The sequence below is a fragment of the Arthrobacter sp. BE255 genome (genome assembly GCF_031457335.1).
Classification (GTDB): Bacteria; Actinomycetota; Actinomycetes; order Actinomycetales; family Micrococcaceae; genus Arthrobacter.
This window is the reverse complement of the sequence record NZ_JAVDWK010000003.1, coordinates 245,283-259,961: the sequence shown is the minus strand read 5'-3', so window position 1 is coordinate 259,961 and position 14,679 is coordinate 245,283. Positions and strand designations below refer to the sequence as shown.

The following is a 14,679-nucleotide window of genomic DNA, read 5'->3' as shown; positions in this document are numbered from 1 at the left end:
ACCCCGCGTTGCTTTGCGCCGTTCAGTCCGGCAGGATCCTGCGGACCACGGCGTCGGCGAGCAGCCGGCCCTTCAGCGTCAGCACCAGCTGTCCCCAAAATGCCTGTGCAGGCTCCACCAGCCCGTCCGCGATGAGTCCGGCCACTTCTTTCCGGCCCGACTCCCCCAGCGACCTGATGCCAACACCGGTGACGAGGCGCGCCTCGAGCATGATCCGTTCCATGTCCCGTGTGCCGTCGTCGAGGGTCTCCCGCCCGGCGGCCGGTGAGAGCCCCTGGGCCAGCCTGCCGGCATAGGCCGTAGGGTGCTTGACGTTCCACCAGCGCACACCGCCCACGTGTGAGTGGGCTCCGGGGCCGATGCCCCACCAGTCGTCACCGCGCCAGTAAGCCAGGTTGTGCCGGCATGCCTGCTCCGGTGTCCGTGACCAGTTACTGACCTCATACCAGCTGAGTCCTGCCTCGCCGATCAGCTGGTCGGCGAGTTCGTACTTGTCGGCGTGGTCGTCGTCGTCGATTCCCGGGACCTCACCGCGGCGGATCTGGGCGGCGAGCTTGGTGCCGTCCTCCACGATCAGGGCGTAGGCGCTGATGTGGTCCGGCCCGTACGACAGCGCCGTCTCCAGGGAGTACCGCCAGTCGTCCAGTGATTCCCCGGGCGTCCCGTAGATCAGGTCCAGGCTCACGGCAAGGCCGGCGTCACGCGCCCACTGCACCACCTGCGGCACGCGGCTGGGGATGTGCGTCCGGTCCAGGACCTTGAGCACATGGGGCACGGCGGACTGCATGCCGAAGGAAACCCTGGTGAAGCCGGCGTCCTTGAGGACGGCAAGGGACTCCGGCGTGACGGAGTCAGGGTTGGCCTCGGTGGTGACCTCGGCGCCGGGTTCCAGCCCCCAGCGGCCGACGGCGGCAGCCAGGATCCGTGCGAGGTCTTCCGCAGGGAGCAGGGTTGGGGTTCCGCCGCCGAAAAACACGGTGCTCATGGGCCGGTCCGGGATCCCGGAGGCCCGCAGCGCGGCCGCAGCGAAGTCCACCTCGGACACGGCGGTGCTGGCGTACGCATCCTGCGACGCGCCGACTCCCAGTTCAGTGGCCGTGTACGTGTTGAAATCGCAGTAGCCGCACCGTACGGCGCAGAACGGAATGTGCACATACAGTCCGAAGGCCCGGTCCGCCGCACCGTCCGCTGCCTGCGGGGGCAGCAGACCGTCCGACGGCGCCGGGTCGCCGAGGGGAAGAACGCTAGGCACGGGTGCGGCCTCCGGTGCCTCGGGCCACAGTCATCACTACTTCTTGGCCTTGTCCTTGGACTCGTCAGTGGTCAGCGCGGCGATGAAGGCTTCCTGTGGAACCTCGACGCGGCCCACCATCTTCATGCGCTTCTTGCCTTCCTTCTGCTTTTCCAGCAGTTTGCGCTTTCGCGAAATGTCACCGCCGTAGCACTTGGCAAGCACGTCCTTGCGGATGGCGCGGATGCTTTCCCGGGCAATGATCCTGGAGCCGATGGCAGCCTGGATGGGGACCTCGAACTGCTGGCGGGGAATCAGCTCGCGCAGCTTGGTGGTCATCATCACGCCGTAGGCGTACGCCTTGTCCCGGTGCGTGATGGCAGAGAACGCATCCACCTGCTCGCCCTGGAGCATGATGTCCACCTTCACGAGGTCGGCCACCTGCTCGCCGTCCGCCTTCCAGTCCAGCGAGCCATAGCCGCGGGTCTTCGACTTGAGGATGTCGAAGAAGTCGAACACGATCTCGGCCAGCGGCAGCCGATACCGGATTTCCACCCTGTCCTCGGACAGGTAGTCCATGCCGCCCATCACGCCGCGGCGGCTCTGGCACAGCTCCATGATGGCGCCCACGAACTCGTTGGGCGCCAGGATGGTGGCGGACACCATCGGCTCGCGGACTTCGGCAATCTTGCCGGAGGGGTATTCGCTGGGGTTGGTCACGTGGACCACCTTCTTGTCCTCCAGCGTCACCTCATACTCCACGTTGGGGGCCGTGGAGATCAGGTCCAGGTTGTATTCGCGTTCGAGCCGTTCCCGGGTGATTTCGAGGTGCAGCAGGCCAAGGAAGCCCACGCGGAAGCCGAAGCCCAGCGCGGCGGAGGTTTCGGGCTCGTACACCAGCGCGGCGTCGTTGAGCATCAGCTTCTCCAGCGCATCCCGGAGCACCGGATAGTCCGTGCCGTCCAGCGGGTACAGCCCGGAGAAGACCATCGGCTTGGCATCCGCGTAGCCGGGGAGGGAATCGGAGGCAGGCTTGGCAAGGTTGGTGACGGTGTCGCCGACCTTGGACAGCCGGACGTCCTTTACACCGGTGATGAGGTAGCCCACTTCGCCGACGCCGAGGCCCTTGGACGGAGTGGGTTCCGGGGAACTCACACCGATCTCGAGGAGTTCGTGGGTGGCCCTGGTGGACATCATCTGGATGCGTTCGCGGGGGTGCAGCATGCCGTCAACCACGCGGACGTAGGTGACCACGCCGCGGTACGTGTCGTAGACGGAGTCGAAAATCATGGCGCGTGCAGGGGCGTCCGCGTTGCCCGTCGGGGCCGGCAGGTCACGGACGATTTTGTCCAGCAGCGCCTCGACGCCCATGCCCGTCTTGCCGGAGACGCGGAGTACGTCATCGGGGTCGCCGCCGATCAGGCTGGCCAGTTCCGCCGCGTATTTCTCCGGCTGGGCGGCCGGGAGGTCGATCTTGTTCAGGACCGGAATGATGGTGAGGTTGTTTTCCATCGCCAGGTAAAGGTTGGCGAGGGTCTGGGCCTCGATGCCCTGCGCAGCGTCAACCAGAAGCACTGCGCCTTCGCAGGCCGCAAGCGAGCGGGAGACCTCGTACGTGAAGTCCACGTGGCCGGGGGTGTCGATCATGTTCAGCGCGTAGCTGGTGCCGTCCAGTTCCCAAGGCATGCGGACCGCCTGGGACTTGATGGTGATGCCGCGTTCGCGTTCGATGTCCATCCGGTCCAGGTACTGGGCCTTCATGTCGCGGGACTGGACCACTCCGGTGTACTGCAGCATCCGGTCGGCCAGGGTGGACTTACCGTGGTCAATGTGCGCGATGATGCAGAAATTCCGAATAATGGCCGGATCTGTCGCGGCGGGCACCGGGGCGGTGCGGGCCATGGGAGACACGCAGGGTCCTTACTGTTGGCATTCACACGGACACAGCCAGGGCGCACCGGGGCACGCTGGCGGACAGGCCGCATATTTTCAACCTCCAGTGTCCCACGTCAGGGCCTGCCACACCGCATCCGCCGGACAACACATGGGCGGCACTGCCAGGCCGGCATTTCCCACCCGGCGATAGGGTTTCCCCATGGCACTGAACTTCCGCTCACTGGTCAACGCATTCCAGAAGTCTGTCCGCATCCTGGACGGGATGCGGCGGGAGTCAAGCGCCGCCCCCGGCACCAGGGCGGGCAGCCCTGCCGCGGGGACGCCGGCACGGCCGCCCAAGCCGACGGCGTCAAGGGCCTCCAGCGGGCCGGTCACCGGTTATCCCGGCGATTTCGGCGGCACTGCCACCGTCAGGTACGCGCCGCAGCCGGACGGCGCCCCGGACCCGGGCGAGGTCGTATGGACCTGGGTGCCCTACGAAGAGGACCACAGCAGGGGCAAAGACCGTCCGGTCCTGCTGGTCGGCCATAACGGCCGGTATCTTCTGGGACTGATGCTCACCAGCCGCGACCACGACCAGGACGCCCACGCAGGCAACGACTACGTGGATATCGGAACCGGGGCCTGGGACCGGCTGTCCCGGCCCAGCGAGGCGAAGGTGGACCGGATCCTGCAGATCAGCCCCGACGGGATCCGCCGCGAAGGAGCCGTGCTCGACCGGCGGCGTTTCGAACTGGTTGCCGCAGTACTGCGCAGGCGACACGGCTGGAACTAGGCCTGCCAAATGGCCAGCCTTCGGCCCAATCTGCTATTCTTTATAGCTGTGTGTCCGTGCAGGTCGACGGCCACTGATGGTTGGCCGCCATAGGTATCCCCACGCCGCTCAGTCAATGGCCAATCTGAAAGCCCTCTAGACCATTTCCGCATTAAAAAGAGAGTTCACACGTGGCTAATATCAAGTCCCAGAAGAAGCGCATCCTCACCAACGAGAAGGCACGCCTGCGCAACAACGCAGTCAAGTCTGAGCTGAAGACGGCCATCCGCGCCGTCAACACCGCCGTTGAGTCCACCGACAAGGATGCAGCTGCTGTTGCCCTGGTTGCCGCCAGCCGCAAGCTGGACAAGGCTGTCAGCAAGGGTGTTCTGCACAAGAACAACGCAGCGAACCGCAAGTCGGCGATCTCCAAGAAGGTCAACGCACTGTAAGGCTTCCAGTTCCCTGAACTGATGGTTGTGGCCGGCACCCCCTGGGTGCCGGCCACACCGCTTTAAGCGCGCCGCCCTGTTCCACCCCCGCAGCAGACAGCCCGCCGGGCGGCGCAGTGGGCAGCTGCCCTCAGGTTTTCAGTGCCCGTGTGGGTTTTCAGTGCCCGCGTGCGGAGGTGGCGATGACCGTGACAGCGTGCTCCACCGCGTAGACCGGATCCCGCGAAAGTCCCTTGACCTGCGCATCAGCTTCCGCGGTGACCTGGATGGAGCGGACCAGGCCCTCCGGCGTCCAGCGCCGTACGTCACGCTGGGCCTGTTCCACGAGCCAGGGCTGCATGCCAAGATCCCGGGCGATCTGCGCGGACGACCCCCGCGCGCCCGCCACCTTGGCGACCGTCCTCAGCTTGGCTGCCAGCGCGGCCACGAGCGGAACGGGGTCCGCTCCTGTGGCCAGGGCATGGCGAAGCGCGGACAGGGCCGCCGGTCCGTTGCCCGCCATGGCGGCGTCGGCAACCTTGAAGGCTGTGGCTTCGATCCGGCCGCCATAGTAGCGGTCCACCAGCTCGGGGGTCACAGCCCCGCTTGCATCCGCGATCAGCTGGCTGCAGGCCGCCGCGAGTTCGGCCAGGCTGGCACCCACGGCGTTGACCAGTGACTGGACGGCTTCGCCGCTGATTTTCCGGCCGGCAGCCCTGAATTCCGAGGTGACGAATGCGGTCTTGTCGGCGTCCTTTTTCAGCGGCTGGCAGTCCACCACAGGCCAGCCGCCGGTTTTGACGGCGTCGAGGAGCTTCTTGCCACGGACGCCGCCGCCATGCCGCAGGACCAGTACGACGTCGGCCTCGGGGCGGGCCACATAGGACAGGGCGTCGGCCAGGAAGGCATCGTTCATGCTCTCGACGCCTTCGACCTCGATCAGCTTGTTCTCGCCGAAGAGGGAAGGGCTGACGTGGAGGGTGAGTGACCCGGCTTCGTAGCTTGCCGCGTTGATGCGGGTGACTTCGACATCGGGTGAAGTTGCCCGTACCTGCGCCCTGACACGGTCCATCGCCCGGATCCCGAGGTACTCCTCCGGACCGCCGATCAGGACCACTCCCGCCGGTTCCACGTCCCGCCAGGTGGCCGTACCGGACGCCGTAGTCCTGTTTCGTGCATTCGGCGCAGCGGCCATGCTGGGTTCCTTCCGGAGGTGTTTGTGCAATATCTAAGCCTGCCACGGCGGGCCCGTGGCACCAAGCCACGTCCCGGCATCCTGCGGGGCCGTGGCGGCCAGCCAACGTGTTCCACCGTTTCCAGGAACTTCTCGATGCGGCGGTGCAGGCCAAGGAGCATGTCCACTGCCAGGCGCGGACGAAGTGCCAGCAGCACCATGGCGAGCGTGAGCACCGACAACGCAGCCATGGTCATCAGCCCGGGGACACCCTCGGGCCACGGCAGCGAGGCACCGGGAAGGCCCGCCATGAACCTGGCCGTCCCGGCCACGCCGCTGCAGAAAGTGCCCGAAACTGCTATCAGGGCGGTTGCAGCCCACGGCGCAGGCACCACCAAGGGAACCGCGGCCGTGCCAAGCAGCGTCACCGGCGCAACGAGCGGGGCCGCCACCACATTCGCCACCAGCGAGTAGGTGGAGAATTGCGGCTGCAGGAGCACAATAACGGGACCGCACAGCAGCTGCGCGGACAGCGGCACGGCGACTGCCGCCGCCACCCAGCGCGGCACGACGGCAGGCGTCAGGTCCACCATCCGCTGGCCGAGCACAATGATTCCCAGCGTGGCCAGGACGGACAGCAGGAAGCCGAAGCTGGTACCCAGGCCGGGGTCGAACAGCAAAAGCCCGATGACGGCGAGGCTCAGGAAACTCAGGCCCCGGCCCGTCCGTCCGCCGGCCAGTGACGCAAGGGCGACCGAACCCATCAGGGCGGCCCGCAGGACGCTCGCATCGGGGCCCACCAGGAGAACGAACAACCCCAGGCCCGACAATGCCATGACTGCAGCCGGCACCCGGGGCAGGCGCAGGCTGCGGGCCAGCATTAGGAGGGCTCCCAGAACCAGGCTGCAGTTGGCGCCGCTGACGGCCGTCAGGTGGGTCATGCCAACGGCCTGCATGGCCGCGGTCAGGCCTTCATCCAGCGCGCTGGTGTCCCCTGTGACCATGCCGGGCAGGAGACCGGCGGGGTCCGGTGCCAGGAATGACGCCGCGGAGACATAGAGGCTGCGCAGCTGCGCCGCCCCTTCGTGCCAGCCCGGGTAGCCGCCTGGCAACAGCACCGGGGCTGTTGATGCGGCCAGGATCCCCGCCTCCGTCTGGCCCGGATCCGCACGCCTGAGCTTCCCCGTGCTGCGGATGCGCTGACCGGCCGCCACGAAGCCCCAGTCACCACCGCCCATGACCACGATGTCGGCGCGGCCTCGGATTACCTGGCCGCCGGCCGTGACATCAAGGGCTGTGGCCGGCACGGCCCAGCGCCCGGCCACCCCGCCCTGCCCTGCCGGGGATACGGCACGCGGTGCTCCGGTGACTTCCAGGACGGCCACCACCGATGCGCCGTCCCGCACCGCATCGGACAGGGGGCCATCATGCCGCTGAGACGACGCAACGGCCGAATGCGCGGCCGTGCACACGGCGAGCAGCACAGCGATGGCGGCGGTGGTCAGGAAACTGCGGGGAACACCGACCCGGTGGGCCTTGATGAGGAGAACCGTGGCAATCAGCAGCAGCGCACAGCAAAGCCCGAGGAGGGCTGCCGGTGTCAGCCAGACCCCGGCGACGGCAGCACACCAGACCATCATCGCGGCTGGAGCAAGCCGTACGTCCGTGCGCCGCCGCCCATCTGCCGGGAACGAACGTTGGGGCCGCCCGCGCACCTTCTCCCTGACAACGCGGCGGAGGGTTTCCCCTGCAGGTATTGCCAGCTGTCCCCTACCAGCCGGGGCAACGGGCTGCGTCGGCTGCGCGGAGTAGCCGGCGGGTTCGCCGTCGCCGGTCCCCGGCGCCCTGACGGCCGCCTCCACAAACCGGCTCCACCGGCTGGGCCTACCCACCAGGACCTGCACCGTCAGGGGACATCACTCCACGCTCACCAACGGCAGCAGGGTCTCGAGCATCTTCGGTCCTACGCCGTCCACGGCGTCGAGCTCCTCGACCGACGTGAACAGCCCGTGCTCCTTCCGCCAGTCCACGATGCGCTGGGCCAGTACCGGGCCCACCTTGGGCAATGTTCCAAGTTCCTCAATACCGGCCGCGTTGAGGTTGATCTTGCCCGCGGCGGCGCGCGGTCCGGCGCCGCCCTCAACGGATCCGCCGCCCTCAGCGGATCCCCCGGCCTCACCCGCCGGGGCCCCGGCGGAGTCGGCGGGCAGGGGTTCACCGTGCCGCGGCACATAAATCTTCTGCCCGTCCACAACGACGGCGGCCAGGTTGAGCCGGTCAAGGTCCGCTGCCGCGGTTCCTCCGCCGGCGGCTGCGATGGCATCGTGAACCCGGCTCCCTGGCCCCAGCTCAACGACGCCCGGCCGGGCGACAGCCCCCGCCACATGCAGCACCGCGGGCGCTGCTCCCCCGGGTCCGGCGTCCGCGCCCGCCTGTCCTGGACTCTCCGGTCCCGTGCCGGGCGGCTCCTGCCCGGATCGGGCCGGAGCCGCGCTTCCTGACGGCGTGGCGTCACTGAGAGGCAGCACGTCTGGCCGCCCAATGGAGACCTGCCACCAGAACCAGGTCCCGCACACGACGGCGGCAATGCCCACAAGCACGGCGACCCTCAGCCCCAGCCGCCACCTGAGGACCGGCCCCGTCCGCCCCGGGCCGAACAAGGTTCCGGGCGGGGCGTCCGCTCCGGCTCCATCCGCTGGACCTGGATCCCCGCCCGAGCCGCCGCCGTAGATGAAGCCTTCCCCGCCTCCGGGCAGGAGCCCGCCGGAACCGGATCCGAGGGTAGCCTGCAAACGGCGGCCGGCATGGCGCGCCGCAGGGCTGGCTGCGGATCCAGCATCCCGGCGTGACATATCCACCACGCTAGGGAGGCGGACCGGCCCCGAACAGTGCCGGGTGCGGCTATGTGGAAAGGCCCGGAAGTCCGGCGGCAGGTTCCGACGGCCCGCCGTCCCCTACGATCACGGCCAGGACTCCCAGCCCGGCGTGGGCGGCGAGGACTGCCGGAAGCGAACTGATCTGGGCGCGGGGGCAACCCGGGAGGGCCGCCGCAAGCCTGTCGGCAAGCGCCTCGGCTTCTGCGGGGTTCCCGAAGTGGTGGACAGCGAGGCTGACGCTGCCTGCAGGCCGGGAACCAGCGTCCGCAGCCGCAATCTCCTCCAGCCGTGCTATGGCCCTGGCTGCAGAACGGACCTTTTCCAGCGGAACGATCTTGCCGCCGTCGACCGCCAGGATGGGTTTGATGGCCAGCATGGTCCCGAAGAGGGAGGCGGCCGCCCCGATCCTTCCGCCCCGGCGGAGCTGCTCCAGGCTGGGGACGTAGAAGTACACCTTCGTGCGGCCCAGCTGCGCTTCGGCCATGGCCCGTACGCCGGCAGCGTCCGCTCCTGTTGCCGCGGCGACGACGGCGGCCTGCACGCCCATCCCCAGTGCCATTCCGACGGTGCCGGAATCGATGATCTCGACCGGGATTTCCACCCGGCCGGCCGCCAGGCGGGCCGCGTCCGCGGTGCCGGACAGTCCGCCGGAAATGTGGATGGAGACCACGGCTTCGTAGCCGCGGCGTTCCGCTGCGAGGAAGGCCTGTTCGAACTGGCCCGGTGACGGGCGCGAGGTCTTGACGGATTTGCCGCCCGCGAGTGCGAGGGCAATGGTTTCGGTGATGTCGTCTTCGCCCTCGCCGTAGATTTCCTCGCCCACCATGACGGGCATGGGAATCACGGTCAGGCGTCCGTCGCCGGCACAGGCTTTGACCCATTCTGCCGGCAGGGCGGCTGCCGAGTCCGTGACCACCGCGGTCCGGACGACGTCGGCCCGGCCGGCACCGGAGATTTCCGGCCGGGGCGCGGGGCGCAGGGCCGCCAGACGGTCCCGGAGCCATAGCCAGGCGGCGGAATCACGGTCGGGCAAGTGCGCCTCCTGGAGTTATTGCCGGCCGCCGGAAGGATCCGGCGGCCGGTGCCCCGGCTAGGCCGGGACGATGTTCACCAGTTTAGGTGCACGCACGATGACGGTGCGGATGCCCCGCCCGTCGAGGGCGCGCTGGACGTTCTCCGAGGCGAGGGCCAGTTCACGCAGTTCCTCTTCGCCGATCTCCGGGGAGACTTCGAGGCGGTCGCGGACCTTGCCCTGCACCTGGACGACGGCGGTGACCGTGTCCTGGACCAGCAGTGCTTCATCGTGGGCCGGCCAGCCGGCGTTCGCGACGGAGGCGGGGTGGCCCAGGACATTCCACATGTCCTCGGCTGTGTACGGCGCGAACAGGCTGAGGATGACCGCGACGGCCTCGGCGGCTTCGCGCACCGCGGGGTCGGCTCCGCCGGCGCCGGCGTCAATGGTTTTGCGGGTCGCGTTGACCAGCTCCATCAGCTTGGCCACCACCACGTTGAACTTGTTGCTGTCCAGCAGGGCCGCGGCGTCGGCGATGGTGCGGTGCGTGACGGATCGCAGTGCGCGGTCCCCGGCTGCGGGGTCAACACCGGGCTCGCCGGTGACGTCCTGCGCCAGGCGCCAGGCGCGTGCCAGGAACTTCGCGGAGCCCGACGGCGATACGTCGGCCCAGTCGACGTCGTCCTCCGGCGGGGAGGCGAAGATCATGGTCAGCCGGACGGCGTCCACACCGTATTTGTCCAGCTGCTCGCCGAGGTCAACGCCGTTGCCCAGGGACTTGCTCATGGCCTTGCCGCCGTTGAGGACCTGGCCCTGGTTCAGCAGGGCGCTGAACGGTTCGTCGGCGTCGATCATGCCGAGGTCGTGGATGACCTTGGTAAAGAACCGGGCGTACAGCAGGTGCAGGATGGCGTGCTCGACGCCGCCCACGTACTGGCCGACCGGCATCCACTCGTTGATCTTGGCCGGGTCGAAGGGACCCTCGGTGAACTGCGGCGAGACAAACCGCAGGAAGTACCAGGACGAGTCGACGAAAGTGTCCATGGTGTCGGTGTCGCGCTTGGCTGGGCCGTGGCAGTTGGGGCATTCAACGTTGACCCAGGCTTCGGCTGCGGCCAGCGGGGACGTGCCCTTCGGGGAAAGGTCCTCGCCGCGCAGGTCGGCCGGCAGGGTGACGGGCAGCTGCTCGTCGGGCACCGGCACCTCGCCGCAGGCAGGGCAGTGGATGATCGGGATGGGCGTTCCCCAGAACCGCTGGCGGCTCAGCAGCCAGTCGCGGAGGCGGAAGTTGACGAACTTCTCGCCCGTGCCCTGTTTTTCGAGGATGCCGATGGCGGCGGGGATGGCTTCGGCCTTCGGCAGGCCGTCCAGCACGCCTGAGTTGATCAGGGTGCCCTCCCCCGCCGTCGCCTTGCCGGTAACCGCCGGGTCCTCCTCGCCGGTGTCCAGCACGGCGCGGACGGGCAGGTCGAAAGTCTTGGCGAAGTCGAGGTCCCGCTGGTCGTGCGCCGGGACAGCCATAATGGCGCCGGTGCCGTAGTCGGCCAGGACGTAGTCCGCGGCCCAGACCGGCAGCTTCTCGCCGTTCAGGGGGTTGATGGCGTAGCGGCCGGTGAAGACACCGGTCTTTTCACGCTCGGTGGACTGGCGTTCGATTTCCGTGAGTGCTTTGACCTGCTCGCGGTAGGCGTCCAGGGCCTGGGCGTGCTCGTCGGTGACCAGTTCGACGGCGATCGGCGCGTCGGCGGCGACGACGAAGAACGTGGCGCCATACAGGGTGTCGGGGCGGGTGGTGAAGACCGTGACGTCCTTGGCGGGCTTGCCGCCGTCGGCCTCGATCACAAAGTTGACGTGGGCACCTTCGGAACGGCCGATCCAGTTCTTCTGCATGGCCAGGACGCGCTCTGGCCAGTGGCCGCGCAGCTCGTCCATGTCATCGAGCAGCCGGTCGGCGTACTCGGTGATCTTGAAGTACCACTGGTTCAGCGACTTCTTGGTGACGGCGGTACCGCAGCGTTCGCAGGCACCGTTGACCACCTGTTCGTTGGCCAGCACCGTCTGGTCCTTGGGGCACCAGTTGACCGGCGAATCCTTGCGGTAGGCCAGGCCGCGCTCGTAAAAGCGCTTGAACAGCCACTGGGTCCACCGGTAGTACTCGGGGTCCGAGGTGTGCACCCGCCGGGACCAGTCGGCGGAGATGGCGTAGCGCTTGAACGACGCCGCCTGGGTCTCGATATTGGCGTAGGTCCACTCGCTGGGGTGGGCGTTGCGCTTGATGGCGGCGTTTTCCGCCGGGAGGCCGAAGGAGTCCCAGCCGATCGGGTGCAGCACGTCGAAGCCCTGCTGGCGCAGGTACCGAGCCACCACATCGCCCATGGCAAACGCTTCGGCGTGTCCCATGTGAAGGTCGCCCGAAGGGTACGGGAACATATCCAGGACGTAGCGGCGCTCGCGGGATCCGTCATCGGCGGGGGTGAAGACCTTGAGGTCTTCCCATACCTGGGGCCACCTGGCCTCCATCGCCGCGAAGCTGTAGGTGCCCTCCTCGGGCCCTTCCGCTGCCACTGCTGCTGTTCCGGTCTCTGTCTCCGGCTGAACGCTCACTGCTGCCCTCTTCTGTTCTGTTACGGCATCTGTGCGGCCATAACTTCTCTGATCCCTTCTGCTGCGTGCCCGGCAAACACGCCCGGACACACAAAAGCCCCTCTCCATGGAGGGGCTGCCGCGCGGCAATCCGGTTGAATCCGGATACCGGGCGGCTAACTAAGCAGAAGGATCGCACGCATGGAACTACTTTAGCGCACCACGGAGGGGCGACGTGGTGCCTTCTGCCCTATCCGGCGCGGCCCCGCCTGAATAGACTGGAGCCCGCCGTGCAACAACTGACCCGGACCGGTGACTGAAGGTGAGTGACGACATCCTGTTCCCCCCGCTCGGCCACCCGGCTGCGTCGGCCAGGGAAACCGCCGGCAGCAAGGCCGCTGCCCTTTCCGCGCTCAGCGGCGCCGGCTTCCGCGTTCCGGCCGGATTTGTGGTGACCGAAGCTGCGCTTGCAGCTGCAGAAGCCGGGCATTTGGGTACAGAACTCCAGGCAGCCGCTGCAGCCATCGGGCCCGGCCCTTACGCGGTGCGGTCATCCGCCGCCGCGGAAGACCTGCCGGGCGCGTCGTTTGCAGGCATGTACGAGAGCTACCTCAACGTGGCCCCGGACGGTCTGTCCGCGGCGGTGGAGCGCTGCTTTGCATCCGCCGGCGCCGGCCGCATCCGGGCCTATGAAGCGTCCATCGGGCCGGGGACTGGCACGGGAGCCGCCATGGCGGTCCTCGTCCAGCAGATGGTGGATCCGGTCGCCGCCGGCGTCGCCTTTACCGCCAACCCGCTGACCGGGGAACGCAACGAAACCGTCATCTCAGCGGTTCAGGGCCTGGCGGAGGCCCTGGTGTCCGGAGTCGAAACGGGCGAAGAGTGGGTTGTGCGCGAGGGACGGTCCGTTCGGGTCCGCGGCGCCGGCCGGGTCCTGTCAGCGGAAACCGCGACGGCGGTGGCCACCTGCGCCGGAGAGGTCGCCGGCCATTTCGGCGGCCCCCAGGACATCGAATGGGCAGTGGACCATGCGGGCAGGGTCCAGATTCTCCAGGCCCGGCCGATGACGGCCCTCCCGGAACCCGTGAGATGGGAGCCGCCGGGCAAGGGGGCCTGGCTCAGGAACTTCCGCCTGGGTGAATGGCTGCCCGAACCGGTCACGCCCCTGTTCATGGACTGGCTGATTCCCCGGATTGACAGCGCCTACAACGAGGCCGTCTTCGCGTCTGCCGGCATTTCCGTGGCAATGGGCCACGGACAGGTCAACGGCTGGTACTACGTCTCCCCGCCGAATCCCAAGGCACTGCCGCACCTGCTGTTCGGCGGCGAACCGCGATCCCTGCCCTACTTCTTCAACTCCGTGGTGAGGCCCATGGTCGACCCCGCCGGGGCAGACAGGACGGTCCTGCGTGCACTCGAACACGAATGGCGCACCGAATGCCTGCCCGAGTACCGGAGTCTTGTGGATTCATCATCGGTTGCGGTCGGGACGGCCACGCTGCCGGAACTCATTAACACCGTGGAGCAGGTGGCTCGAAAGGCGGGCGAGTACCTCTGGTTCTTTGCGGCCACTGGCGGTGCCGCCTGGAAGATGGAGCTGGTACTGGCGCGGTTCTGGCGCCGGCACCTCGCCAGGGCGCTCGCGGGCCACGCGACACAGGGGGCACCGGGGGCACAGGAGACCACCGGATACCAGACGCTCCTGGGCGGCCTGGCTCCCGCCCTGCCCGCCGGGGTCCCGCACGCCGTCTACAGCATCGACTGGTACCACAGGACGGCGGGCGAGCAACCCGGCGGGCCCGCTCCCGCCCGGGAGGGCAACGCGCCACGCCACGCACCGATGCCGTCGGCAGCTGGGCGGCGCCGCGCCGCTGAGGCCGCATGCCGTGCGTTGCTGAACGGAAGGCGGCTGAAGCGGTTTGAAAGCCTCCTCGGCCTGGCCCAGCACTATGCCCTGCTCCGCGAGGAGCAGGCCAGGGACTTCACCCTGGGCTGGCCCCTGTTGCGCCGGTGCGCAGCGGAAATAGGAGCCCGCCTGCAAGAGAACGACATCATCCAGGCGCCCGAGGACGTCTACTTCCTGACATTTGACGCCGTGCGCCTGGACGCACCGCCGCAGCATCAGAATGTTGACCGGCGGCGCACGGAGTGGCAGCGCCAGCGGAAACTGGCAGCTCCGCTGGCGTTGGGAAACCTGCCGCCTCTGCTCGGGAACATGTTCGACAGGATCGCGAACAGCGCGCGCAGCACGGGGAACCTTCCGGCAGGCGCCCTGGTGGGGCACCCGGCCAGCCCTGGCCGGGCCCATGGCAGCGTGCGGGTGGTGGACGGTCCGGAGGAATTCTCCCGGTTCCTGCCGGGCGAGATCCTGGTGGCCAGGGCGACGGCGCCGGCATGGACCCCGTTATTTGCGGCTGCCGCCGCCGTTGTCACGGACGGCGGCAACCTGGCTGCGCATGCCTCCCTCGTGGCCCGCGAGTACGGCATACCCGCGGTGGTAGGCACCGGAAACGCCACCCAAATCCTCCGCACCGGCCAATTGGTCACAGTCGATGGCAACGCGGGTATCGTCGAACTGCAGAGTCCTGCCATGACTCTTCCCGAGCCTCTTGTTTAATCGGACAATCGGGTCCATTCTGATTTTCAAGTCTGTGGGGAAACTGGCTGGTCTCAGGTCGAGGAGCCTGAAATGCATAACTGGCGTTTATGTCCACCACAACGA

The 14,679-nt window shown here is 68.0% G+C and carries 10 protein-coding genes; 3 read left to right on the top strand and 7 right to left on the bottom strand.

From position 1 onward, the window contains the following. Nucleotides 1-22: 22 nt before the first annotated feature. On the bottom strand, nucleotides 23-1,252 hold the full coding sequence (gene hemW, locus J2X42_RS07505; protein WP_310163793.1) for a radical SAM family heme chaperone HemW: 1,230 nt from the start codon (nucleotides 1,250-1,252) through the stop codon (nucleotides 23-25). Nucleotides 1,253-1,288: 36 nt separating this feature from the next. Then, nucleotides 1,289-3,142: a translation elongation factor 4 gene (gene lepA, locus J2X42_RS07500; protein WP_310163790.1), complete on the bottom strand. Its 1,854-nt coding sequence runs from the start codon at nucleotides 3,140-3,142 to the stop codon at nucleotides 1,289-1,291. 184 nt (nucleotides 3,143-3,326) lie between these two features. Here lepA and J2X42_RS07495 point away from each other — a divergent pair, with 184 nt between their 5' ends. Both J2X42_RS07495 and rpsT read left to right on the top strand, forming a co-directional pair. Next, nucleotides 3,327-3,902, top strand: a complete 576-nt coding sequence (locus tag J2X42_RS07495; RefSeq protein WP_310163786.1) for a type II toxin-antitoxin system PemK/MazF family toxin — start codon at nucleotides 3,327-3,329, stop codon at nucleotides 3,900-3,902. Between the two features lie 170 nt (nucleotides 3,903-4,072). Continuing rightward, complete coding sequence (rpsT, locus tag J2X42_RS07490; RefSeq protein ID WP_066291556.1) at nucleotides 4,073-4,333, top strand: 30S ribosomal protein S20; 261 nt, start codon at nucleotides 4,073-4,075, stop codon at nucleotides 4,331-4,333. Nucleotides 4,334-4,490: 157 nt separating this feature from the next. Here rpsT and holA read toward each other — a convergent pair whose 3' ends face one another. The 5 genes from holA to leuS are packed head-to-tail and all read right to left on the bottom strand — an operon-like array spanning nucleotide 4,491 to nucleotide 11,978. Beyond that, nucleotides 4,491-5,507, bottom strand: coding sequence for a DNA polymerase III subunit delta (gene holA / locus J2X42_RS07485; RefSeq protein WP_310163782.1), 1,017 nt, complete (start codon nucleotides 5,505-5,507; stop codon nucleotides 4,491-4,493). Beyond that, complete coding sequence (locus tag J2X42_RS07480; protein WP_310163779.1) at nucleotides 5,420-7,378, bottom strand: ComEC/Rec2 family competence protein; 1,959 nt, start codon at nucleotides 7,376-7,378, stop codon at nucleotides 5,420-5,422. The genes holA and J2X42_RS07480 overlap by 88 nt, the downstream gene beginning before the upstream one ends. Before the next feature lie 24 nt (nucleotides 7,379-7,402). Beyond that, nucleotides 7,403-8,338: a helix-hairpin-helix domain-containing protein gene (locus tag J2X42_RS07475; RefSeq protein WP_310163776.1), complete on the bottom strand. Its 936-nt coding sequence runs from the start codon at nucleotides 8,336-8,338 to the stop codon at nucleotides 7,403-7,405. Nucleotides 8,339-8,387: 49 nt separating this feature from the next. Continuing rightward, nucleotides 8,388-9,395: a DegV family protein gene (locus J2X42_RS07470; protein ID WP_310163773.1), complete on the bottom strand. Its 1,008-nt coding sequence runs from the start codon at nucleotides 9,393-9,395 to the stop codon at nucleotides 8,388-8,390. Between the two features lie 57 nt (nucleotides 9,396-9,452). Continuing rightward, entirely contained in the window at nucleotides 9,453-11,978 is a 2,526-nt protein-coding gene (leuS, locus tag J2X42_RS07465; protein ID WP_310163769.1) for a leucine--tRNA ligase, read from the bottom strand. Nucleotides 11,979-12,279: 301 nt separating this feature from the next. On the opposite strand from leuS, the gene J2X42_RS07460 reads away from it, so the two are divergent. After that, complete coding sequence (locus tag J2X42_RS07460; protein WP_310163765.1) at nucleotides 12,280-14,574, top strand: PEP/pyruvate-binding domain-containing protein; 2,295 nt, start codon at nucleotides 12,280-12,282, stop codon at nucleotides 14,572-14,574. The last annotated feature ends 105 nt before the right edge of the window (nucleotides 14,575-14,679 follow it).

Excerpts from the sequence above, each read along its gene's own strand:
- holA (WP_310163782.1), bottom strand. The coding sequence starts at position 5,507 with ATGGCCGCTGCGCCGAATGCACGAAACAGGACTACGGCGTCCGGTACG.
- J2X42_RS07475 (WP_310163776.1), bottom strand. The coding sequence starts at position 8,338 with ATGTCACGCCGGGATGCTGGATCCGCAGCCAGCCCTGCGGCGCGCCAT.
- J2X42_RS07495 (WP_310163786.1), top strand. The coding sequence starts at position 3,327 with ATGGCACTGAACTTCCGCTCACTGGTCAACGCATTCCAGAAGTCTGTC.